This is a genomic window from Mesorhizobium sp. M4A.F.Ca.ET.050.02.1.1, from assembly GCF_003997725.1.
Lineage (GTDB): Bacteria > Pseudomonadota > Alphaproteobacteria > Rhizobiales > Rhizobiaceae > Mesorhizobium.
This window is the reverse complement of sequence record NZ_RZSG01000307.1, coordinates 1-6650: the sequence shown is the minus strand read 5'-3', so window position 1 is coordinate 6650 and position 6650 is coordinate 1. Positions and strand designations below refer to the sequence as shown.

The 6650-nt window shown below is 66.3% G+C and carries 5 protein-coding genes; all 5 read left to right on the top strand.

The features are described 5' to 3' along the window. Nucleotides 1-454: cytochrome c-type biogenesis protein (locus tag EOA33_RS19665; RefSeq protein ID WP_245482379.1), on the top strand; the 454-nt coding region annotated here is incomplete at its 5' end. A gap of 120 nt (nt 455-574) precedes the next feature. Continuing rightward, nucleotides 575-2125 (top strand): Do family serine endopeptidase, encoded by a 1551-nt coding sequence (locus EOA33_RS19660; protein WP_127406338.1) that lies wholly within the window; start codon nt 575-577, stop codon nt 2123-2125. A gap of 206 nt (nt 2126-2331) precedes the next feature. Further along, entirely contained in the window at nt 2332-3006 is a 675-nt protein-coding gene (locus tag EOA33_RS19655) for a response regulator transcription factor (RefSeq protein WP_126055758.1), read from the top strand. Between the two features lie 8 nt (nt 3007-3014). Next, nucleotides 3015-4490 (top strand): HAMP domain-containing sensor histidine kinase, encoded by a 1476-nt coding sequence (locus EOA33_RS19650; RefSeq protein WP_126055757.1) that lies wholly within the window; start codon nt 3015-3017, stop codon nt 4488-4490. Beyond that, nucleotides 4490-6650, top strand: a 2161-nt coding sequence (locus EOA33_RS19645; RefSeq protein ID WP_190234311.1) for a bifunctional [glutamine synthetase] adenylyltransferase/[glutamine synthetase]-adenylyl-L-tyrosine phosphorylase, incomplete at its 3' end; no start/stop codon positions are given. The genes EOA33_RS19650 and EOA33_RS19645, both read left to right, overlap by 1 nt.

Genomic DNA, 6650 nt, shown 5'->3' with positions numbered 1-6650 from the left:
GGTTTCGCTTGCCTCGCTGGCGTTGCTGCTGGGCTTGCTGTTTGCCGGCAGCGCCATCGCGGTGAAGCCCGACGAGGTGCTCGCCGATCCGGCGCTGGAGGCGAGGGCGCGCGCGCTCTCGGAAGGCTTGCGCTGCATGGTCTGCCAGAACCAATCGATCGACGAATCCGACGCCGACCTTGCGCGCGACCTGCGCATCCTGGTGCGCCAGCGCCTGGTTGCCGGCGACAGCGACCAGCAGGTGATGGACTATATCGTCTCCCGCTATGGCGAGTTTGTGCTCTTGAAGCCGCGCTTCAGCCTGCGCAACGCGCTGTTGTGGGGCACGCCCGTCGTCCTGCTCGTTGCCGGCGGGCTGTTCATCGTGCTCAGTGCCCGCTCGCGCCGAGCGGCCCCCGCGAGCCCGCTCACCGCCGAGGAGCAGGCCGCTCTGGACAAGATACTGCGCGACTGAGCGCCAACATTACAAAACTTTCATGTACCGGAAATGGCGCCGTAATGTGCGCCTCTCTATTCCTCTTGCCGGAGGATGCTCCGCCTGAGCGCATCCCTTGTGAAAGAGGATACGAGACCCATGAATATTGCCCCCAATTCATATTTTGGCACCCGCAAGCGCCTGACCGCGACGGTCGCTTCGCTGGCTGTCATCGGCGCGGTTGGCGTCGGCGCGCTGGCCACTGGAACCGCCCCCGTTCTGGCCGACGCAGTGCGTGTCGAGGCGCCGCAGGTGCCGAGCTTCGCCGATGTCGTGGAGCGCGTCACGCCGGCTGTGGTCAGCGTCAAGGTCAAGGCCAAGATCGAGCCGGCGGCCGATGACGGATCCGACCAGTCCGACGATCAGGACGGTATGAACAACTTGCCCGACAATCCGCAGCTGCGCCGCTTCTTCAGGGAATTCCGCGGTTTTGGCGATCAGGGCGGCCAGTTCGGCATGCGCCGTTTCAACCACCGTGGCCACAATGACGGCCAGCCGCGCCCGGTCGCGCAGGGCTCGGGCTTCTTCATCTCCGATGACGGCTACCTCGTCACCAACAACCATGTCGTCGAAGAGGGTTCCGCTTTCACCGTGGTGATGAACGACGGCAAGGAGCTCGACGCCAAGCTGATCGGCACCGATCCGCGCACCGACCTCGCCGTGCTCAAGGTCGAAGGCGACGGCAAGTTCACCTATGTCGACTTCGCCGACGATTCAAAGGTTCGCGTCGGCGACTGGGTGGTGGCCGTCGGCAATCCGTTCGGCCTCGGTGGCACCGTCACAGCCGGCATCGTCTCGGCCCGCGGCCGCGACATCGGCGCCGGCCCGTATGACGACTTCCTGCAGATCGACGCCTCGGTCAATCGCGGCAATTCTGGTGGCCCGACCTTCAACCTCAATGGCCAGGTCGTCGGCATCAACACCGCGATCTTCTCGCCCTCGGGCGGCAGCGTCGGCATCGCCTTCGACATCCCGGCCTCGACCGCCAAGGAAGTGGTGCAGGACCTGATGAAGAGCGGCTCCGTCCAGCGCGGCTGGCTGGGCGTCGAGATTCAGCCGGTCACCTCCGACATCGCGGAATCGCTCGGGCTGAAGTCCGAGAAGGGCGCGCTGGTGTCGAGCGCGCAGGACGACGGTCCCGGCAAGAAGGCCGGCATCACCGCTGGCGACGTCATCACCCAGGTCGACGGCAAGGATGTCGCCTCGCCGAAGGAACTCGCCCGCCTGATCGGCGCCTTTGCGCCGGGCAAGTCCGTCGATGTCACCGTGTGGCGCGACGGCAAGAGCGAGACGATCAAGGTCGACCTCGGCAAGCTGCCCGCCAGCGACAAGCAGGCGTCGAACGATGACAGCAAGCAGCCGGCGGCGCCAAAGGCCGACACGCTTGCCGATCTCGGCCTGACCGTCACCAAGTCGGAAAACGGCAAGGGGCTGGTCGTGACCGATGTCGATCCCGACAGCGATGCGGCCGACCGCGGCATCCAGCCCGGCGATGTCATCACCTCGGTCAACTCGATGGAGGTGAGCGGCACGGCGGATGTCGACAAGGCGATGGCCGATGCCGTGAAGGCGGGCCGCAAGGCGGTGCTAATGCAGATCACCCGCGACGACTCGAACCGCTTCGTTGCGCTGCCCGTCGCCAAGGGCTGACGTTCGCAACTTTCCCGAAGCGGCGGTTTCAACACCCCCGAGCCGCCGCGGGGGAAAGGACGGGGCCCGAATACGTTAGTCAGTCACCGTGTTCCGACCCCAGCGGCAGCGGGCTTCCCATCGCCCGCTGCCGCTCCCAACCATCAAAGGCCATTCCGTGCATGCCGGCTCCTCATTCTCAGGGCGAAATCGCGTATAACGGCTCTATGAAGATTCTCGTCATAGAAGACGATCGCGAGGCCGCCGATTACCTGCAGAAGGCCTTTGCCGAAGCCGGCCATACCGCCCATGTCGCCGGCGACGGCGAGACCGGCTTCGCGCTTGCCGACGCCGGCGATTATGACGTCATGGTCGTCGACCGCATGATGCCGCGCCGCGACGGCCTGTCGGTCATCGCCGGCCTGCGCTCCAGGGGCAACACGACGCCAGTGCTGATCCTGTCGGCGCTGGGCGAGGTCGACGACCGCGTCACCGGCCTGCGCGCCGGCGGCGACGATTACCTGACCAAGCCCTACGCATTCTCCGAATTGCTCGCCCGCGTCGAGGTGCTCAACCGCCGCGCCAGCGCCAGGGAAGCCGAGACCGTCTACCGCGTCGGCGATCTCGAGCTCGACCGGCTTTCGCACTCGGTCAAGCGCGCCGCGCGCGAGATCACGCTGCAGCCGCGCGAGTTCCGCCTGCTCGAATATCTGATGCGCCATGCCGGTCAGGTGGTGACGCGCACCATGCTGCTCGAGAATGTCTGGGACTACCACTTCGACCCGCAGACCAATGTCATCGACGTCCATGTCTCGCGGCTGCGCGGCAAGATCGAGAAGGGCTTCGACAAGCCGATCCTGCATACGGTCCGCGGCGCCGGCTACATGCTAAAGGGTGGGTAAGGCCGATCATGGCTCTTTCCCTGCCGGCCATCATGAGGACGACGGCAGCGCGGCTCTCGGCACTCTATTTCCTGCTTTTCGCGCTGTGCGCCGTGCTGCTCGTCTTCTACATGACCTCGCTGTCGGCGCGCATGCTGACCGCGCAGACGCAGGATACGATCAACGATGAAGTGGCTGGTCTCGATCGTGCCTATCGGCGCGGCGGCCTGCCGGTCCTGGTCCGCGTCGTCGAAGCACGTTCCCGCCAGCCCGGGGCCAACCTCTACCTCATCGCCGACGCCAACGGGCAGATCTTGACCGGCAATGTGCAAAGCCTGGAGCCGGGGGTCATCGAAACGGAGGGCTGGACGACAGAGCCATTTTCCTATCAGCGTTTCGGCGAGGGCGAACTCGACCGGCTGCGCAGCGGGGCACCCGACCAGGCCACGCCGCCGTCCGGCGAGCCCGAAGCGCAGGCCGAGGGCGAGAAGGGCCACAACGCGATCGCGCTGGTGCTGCGGCTGCCCAACCAGATGATCATGCTGGTCGGCCGCGACCTCGGCGAGCCCGAGCGCTTCCGCGCCGTCATACGCCGCGCCTTGATGCTCGCGCTGGGCATGATGGGGCTTGGCGGGCTCCTGATCTGGTTCTTTGTCGGGCGCGCGGCGCTGAAGCGCATCGACAGCGTCTCGGAGGCCAGCCGCCGCATCATGGGCGGCGACCTGTCCGGCCGCCTCCCGGTCACCGGAGCCGGTGACGAGTTCGACCGCCTGTCCGAGAACCTCAATACGATGCTGGCCCGGATCGCCAAGCTGAACGAGGGCCTGAAGCAGGTTTCCGACAATATCGCGCATGATCTGAAGACGCCGCTGACCAGGCTGCGCAACCGCGCCGAGGCGACGCTGGCCGGCCGGCAGAAGACCCCCGACTACCGGCAGGCGCTGGAAAGCACGATCGCTGAGTCCGACCAGCTGATAAAGACCTTCAACGCCATCCTGATGATCTCCAGGCTGGAGGCCGGCTATTCCTCGGAGACCACCAGCCGGGTCGATCTCGCGGCAGCGGTCCGCGATGTCGTCGAGCTCTACGAGCCGGTGGCCGAAGAGGCCGGCGTCATCCTCGAGACCTCCGCGCCGCAGGCTTTTGCCGTCGACGGCAATCGCGAATTGATCGGCCAGGCGCTGTCCAACATCGTCGACAACGCGATCAAATATTCGGCCGACTCGACCGGTCAGCCCACAGTGCGCGTGGCGCTGGAGCGTGTCGGCCACGAAATCCGGCTCACCGTTTCCGACAATGGCCAGGGCATCCCCGATGATGCCGACCGCGCCAGGGTGACCGAGCGCTTCGTTAGGCTGGAGAAGAGCCGGTCGCAGCCGGGGTCGGGCCTGGGTCTCAGCCTCGCCAAGGCGATCATGACTTTCCACAAGGGCAAGCTTGATCTTCTGCCCGCCGATCCCGGATTGTCCGTTATCATGAGTTTTCCCGCACGGGAGGACCACTGATGGCGGAGAAGATGGCCAAGAAGGCAGCGGAAACCGAATTGCAGTTGCGGCCGGCGATGGCGCTTCTGCCCCTGGACAAGGGGCGTGCCAGGCGGGAGTTGTCGGAGATCGCTGCCGCGGCCGGGGAAGAAGATCTGCCGCGGCTGGTCGAATTTCTCTCTGGCAAGGGGCAGCAGCAGGACCTGCTCGCCGCCATCTCCGACCTGTCGCCATTCCTGCGCGATACGGCGCGCCGGCGGCCGGCCATTCTTGACGCGCTGTTCGACCAGACCGTCGAGGCTAGGCTCAGCGACATAGGCGATGCGATCGCCCTTTCGGCACGCGCCGAGGCGGTCACCGAAAATGGCCTGATGATGGATCTCAGGCTGTTGAAGGCCGAGGCGCATTTCCTGATCGCGCTCGCCGATCTCGCAGGCGAGGCCGAGACGTCGCTGACGGTGCGCCGCCTCAGCGACCTGGCCGATGCCTGTACCCGCGCCGCCGTCGATTTCCTGCTGCGAGACGCGCACGAGCAGGGCAAGCTCAGGCTGCCGGATCCCGAAGATCCGGCGCGCCAGTCGGGCTGGGTACTGCTCGGCATGGGCAAGCTCGGCGCGCATGAGCTGAATTTTTCCTCCGACATCGACCTCGTCGTCTTCTTTGATCCGGCCGCGCCGGCGATTGTCGATCCGCTGGACGCGACGGAACTGTTCGCGCGCCTCACCCGCCGGCTGGTGCGGATCCTGCAGGACCGCACCGAGCACGGCTATGTCTTTCGTACCGATCTGAGGCTGCGGCCAGATCCCGGCTCGACGCCGCTGGCGATACCAGTCGAGGCGGCGCTTCACTATTACGAGGGGCGTGGCCAGAACTGGGAACGCGCCGCCATGATCAAGGCGCGCCCCGTGGCCGGCGATCTTGCCGCAGGCGCCGCCTTCCTCAAGGAATTGCAGCCCTATGTCTGGCGCAAATACATGGACTATGCGGCGATCGCCGACGTCCATTCGATCAAGCGCCAGATCCATGCCCACAAGGGCCATGGCGAGATCGCGGTCAAGGGCCACAACGTCAAGCTCGGCCGTGGCGGCATCCGCGAGATCGAGTTCTTCGTTCAGACCCAGCAACTGATCGCCGGCGGCCGCTTCCCGGAACTGCGTGGCCGTGAGACGGTGCCGATGCTCGGCCAGCTTGCCGCGCGCGGCTGGATCACCGCCGACGCGCGTGATGCGCTCGCCCGGCAATACTGGTTCCTGCGCAGCGTCGAGCACGCCATCCAGATGGTCGCGGACGAGCAGACGCATGTCCTGCCCGATAGCGACGAGGGGCTGCTGCGTATCGCCCTGATGCTCGGCTTTGCCGGAGAGGCGGAGTTCGCCGAGGCCTTCCGGGCCTCGCTGCAGCAGGTCGAGCGTCACTACGCGGCGCTGTTCGAGACCGCGCCGGAGCTTTCGGCCGGCGTCGGCAACCTGGTCTTCACCGGAGACGTCGACGATCCCGACACGCTGCAGACTTTGCACCGTCTCGGCTTCCATCGGCCGAGCGACATTTGCCGCGTCATTCGCGGCTGGCATTTCGGCCGCTACCGCGTCACCCAGTCGGCCGAAGCGCGCGAGCGGCTGACGGAATTGACGCCGGCGCTGCTCAAGGCCTTCGGCCAGACGCGCCGCGCCGACGAGGCGGTGATGCGTTTCGACGAGTTCCTCGCCGGCCTGCCCGCCGGCATCCAGCTCTTCTCGCTGCTCCAATCCAACCCCGCCTTGCTGCAGTTGATGGCGACCATCATGGGCGCCGCTCCCAGGCTCTCCGCCATCATCACGCGCCGGCCGCATGTCTTCGACGGCCTGCTCGATCCGGCGCTGCTCAGTGAATTGCCCGACCGCGCCTACCTGTCGGCGCGGCTCGCCGCCTTCATCGAAGGCGACCGCGCCTATGAGGACGTGCTCGACCGCTTGCGCATCTTTGCCTCGGAGCAGAAATTCCTGATCGGTGTGCGGCTGCTCGCCGGCTCGATCGATCCGACCCGTGCCGGCCGCGCCTTTTCCGATCTCGCCGATCTCACAATCGAGGCGGCGTTGCAGGCGGTCAGCGCCGAGTTCGCAATGCGCCACGGCCGGATCGCAGGGGGGAGGGTGGCGTTGCTCGGCATGGGCAAGCTCGGCAGCCGCGAACTCACCGCCGGCT